This is a genomic window from Wolbachia endosymbiont of Nasonia vitripennis (assembly GCF_048054115.1).
Lineage (GTDB): Bacteria > Pseudomonadota > Alphaproteobacteria > Rickettsiales > Anaplasmataceae > Wolbachia.
This window is the reverse complement of sequence record NZ_JAFEVF010000033.1, coordinates 1-2,671: the sequence shown is the minus strand read 5'-3', so window position 1 is coordinate 2,671 and position 2,671 is coordinate 1. Positions and strand designations below refer to the sequence as shown.

General features: G+C 33.4%; 2 protein-coding genes. Both read left to right on the top strand.

Going from position 1 to position 2,671, the window contains the following annotated elements; all coding sequences use genetic code 11:
• On the top strand, nucleotides 1–599 hold a 599-nt coding region (locus tag JR053_RS04430; RefSeq protein WP_416603678.1), incomplete at its 5' end, for an ankyrin repeat domain-containing protein.
• A gap of 317 nt (nucleotides 600–916) precedes the next feature.
• The gene (locus tag JR053_RS04425; protein ID WP_416603676.1) at nucleotides 917–2,311 is read left to right on the top strand and encodes an AAA family ATPase; all 1,395 of its coding nucleotides are present in this window, start codon (nucleotides 917–919) and stop codon (nucleotides 2,309–2,311) included.
• Nucleotides 2,312–2,671 lie beyond the last annotated feature (360 nt).

Genomic DNA, 2,671 nt, shown 5'->3' with positions numbered 1-2,671 from the left:
TTAATGTAAAAGACAGAAGTGGTAGTACTCCTTTGCATTATGCTACTTTAAGTCACCATGTAGAGGTAGTAGATGCTCTGTTAGCTGAAGGCGCAAGTGTTCATGTAAAAGATAGAAATGGTAGTACTCCTTTGCATTATGCTGCTAAAAATGGCTATTTAGAGATAGTAGATGCTCTACTAGACAGAGGTGCAGATGTTTATGAAAAAGATAGTTTGCAGAAAACTCCTTTGTATTATGCCATTATAAATCACCAAGAAGATATGGTAGAGAGTATAAAAGGGTTTTTAAAAAATAAAGTAGTTCAAGGTAGTGTAGTTGTTGGTGGCTTAGTTGCCATGTTAGGGAATTTTGTAACATCGACGCTTTTTATAACCGAGACAATGGAAATTACATTAACATCTGTTACGGCAGCAATAGCTGTATCTGCATCAACAGCATTAACATCTGGTTATGCTAAATATCTAATGTCAAAATTCGATAACGAAATAAAAGAAATAAAAGAGCGACAAAACGTAATGGAAGGGAGGCAAAGCTTAACAGAAGGGTGGCAAAGTGTAGATCTACAAAGCATATGTATACATAATGCTCTTTCGTAAATTTTTACTTCCGCACTTCTTTAGTGTTGCTTATAATAACTATAGATTTAGATCTTAATTAGAGGCTTTAATTACCTACTTTAAGTTATTGAATTTCTTATCATAGCATCTATCATTCCAGTACCCTGGAATGAAAGAAAAAGAACACTGAATTAAAAATACAACATACCATCTTATATCTTAATACTGCATAATACCTCGATTATAGATTGATTAAGGACACCTTGAGTTATCTCTTTAGTTAGTCTTGCTTTACTATGAAAAGCTTGTACTCTTTAAATGTATTATTTATAAATTAACTGTTTATAAGCTAAAATATGTCTAATAGAGCTAATATAACTTTTTTTATAGCTGGTGCTATTGCTTCCCTTACATTAATTACATCTGGAGTTTTTGCTGTAGCTCCTTACGTTGCATTTTTATCTTCAGTTGCAGCTTTAAATATAGCTCCCCCTGTTATTTTTATTTTATTTGCGCTTTCTGCAGTAGTAATTGTGTTTTCATATAAAATGATTAAACAAAGTAAAAAATCTCAAGAAAACTCGAAAGCTGAAGTCGAAGAGCCGAATAAAGGGTTAAGGAAAGAAGAAAATAAGCTAACTCCAATTAAAGAAGAATTAGAAGATGGAAAGGATAAAGAAAATAAATACGGGTTTAGTGGTCTAGAAGAAAAAGTTCATAGAATTTCAGAGAATTTTGTAACGAAAGATGAAGTGAATGGGTTAAAAAAAGAGGTTAGTGATCTTTCTGCAAGGTTAATTAATAGTCCTGCAACAAAAAATGAAGTAGAAGTAAAGTTGAATATAGCATTTTATGCAAAAGGTGAAGAAAGAGGATGGAATACAACATTTAGTGATATTATATTACCAAGTGACATAAAAGAAAATTTGAGAGAGATTTGTAAATCAAAAAGCGGAGGATATCTCTTAAATGGTAAAGGAGGGACTGGTAAGAGTAGTATTTGTGAAGCGATTGCGAATGAAATTAAATCTCAATTTGCTGTTATACGTATTTCTGCATCTTCCTTATGTAATATATCGAATATAGATCAAGTTTTTGAGAGGGCAAGAAAAAACACTCCTTGTATAATTATTATGGAAGAGATTGACGGCATTGGTCTAGATCGCAAGAGTGGTAAGAACAAGAATGTAGAATCTTTAACTCATTTACTCGATAAATTGAATAAAACCTTTCTTGAAGAAAATATAGTAATTGCCACAACTAATTGTGCGAATGATTTAGATGAAACACTAGTTAGGCATGAGCGCTTGAGAAAAATTGAGATTCCTGGGCTAGAGAAAGAAAGTATACGTAGGGGGATACTAAAAGAATATCTAAAAGAATTAAGCCATGTAAATATTGAAACTATTGTAAATAGTACTAATGGTTTTTCACCAGCAAATCTGATTGGTTTGGCCAAGTATATAGAAAAGGAGAGGGAAAAAATGAAAAGTAAAGGCAAAAGTACTCCTTTTTCCACTTTATGTAAAAATTTCAAGAAGGAACATAACATAAAAGATGAGCCAGATAAGAAACATCGTAACAGTAAAACTAAAAACGAGGGTACAAGGCTGTCATCTGGCTCATCTAGAAGCTTATCTAGTAGAAGCTTGTCAGTGAGCTCTTCATTGAGTGATGTTTTTTCTCAAGAGAATAATACACCAGCCATAAGTAGCATTGCTACACAGTCTGGGATGACACCATGCAAGTGACACAATTCGAACCATGTCATTCCAGTGCTTGACAATAGTTTTTATCCAGAAGGGTCATTGAACTTCTAAAGGGGTGTCATTCCAGTACTGGAATCTAGGAATTTTTTGAGCACGCAAGTTATGCTAAGTTTTTTGTTGGTAAGAAACCAGTGTCAGCTACTCGGATGACAGGAAAAGGGCTACTCGGATGACATCCTTTTTTTCCTGGATACCAGTTGCATGACACTACTATACAGTAGATCCCAATTTCATCCCAGTCTGGGATCTTCTTTCAAAAATTCAAAACAATCTATCAAAAAGGAGGATTATTATGTCTGTAATAGTTTAGACTTGATCTGACAGGCATGAATTAACTGACAG

What these genes read in the sequence shown, in the direction of transcription:
- JR053_RS04425 (WP_416603676.1), top strand. Translation starts at nt 917, where the DNA reads ATGTCTAATAGAGCTAATATAACTTTTTTTATAGCTGGTGCTATTGCT.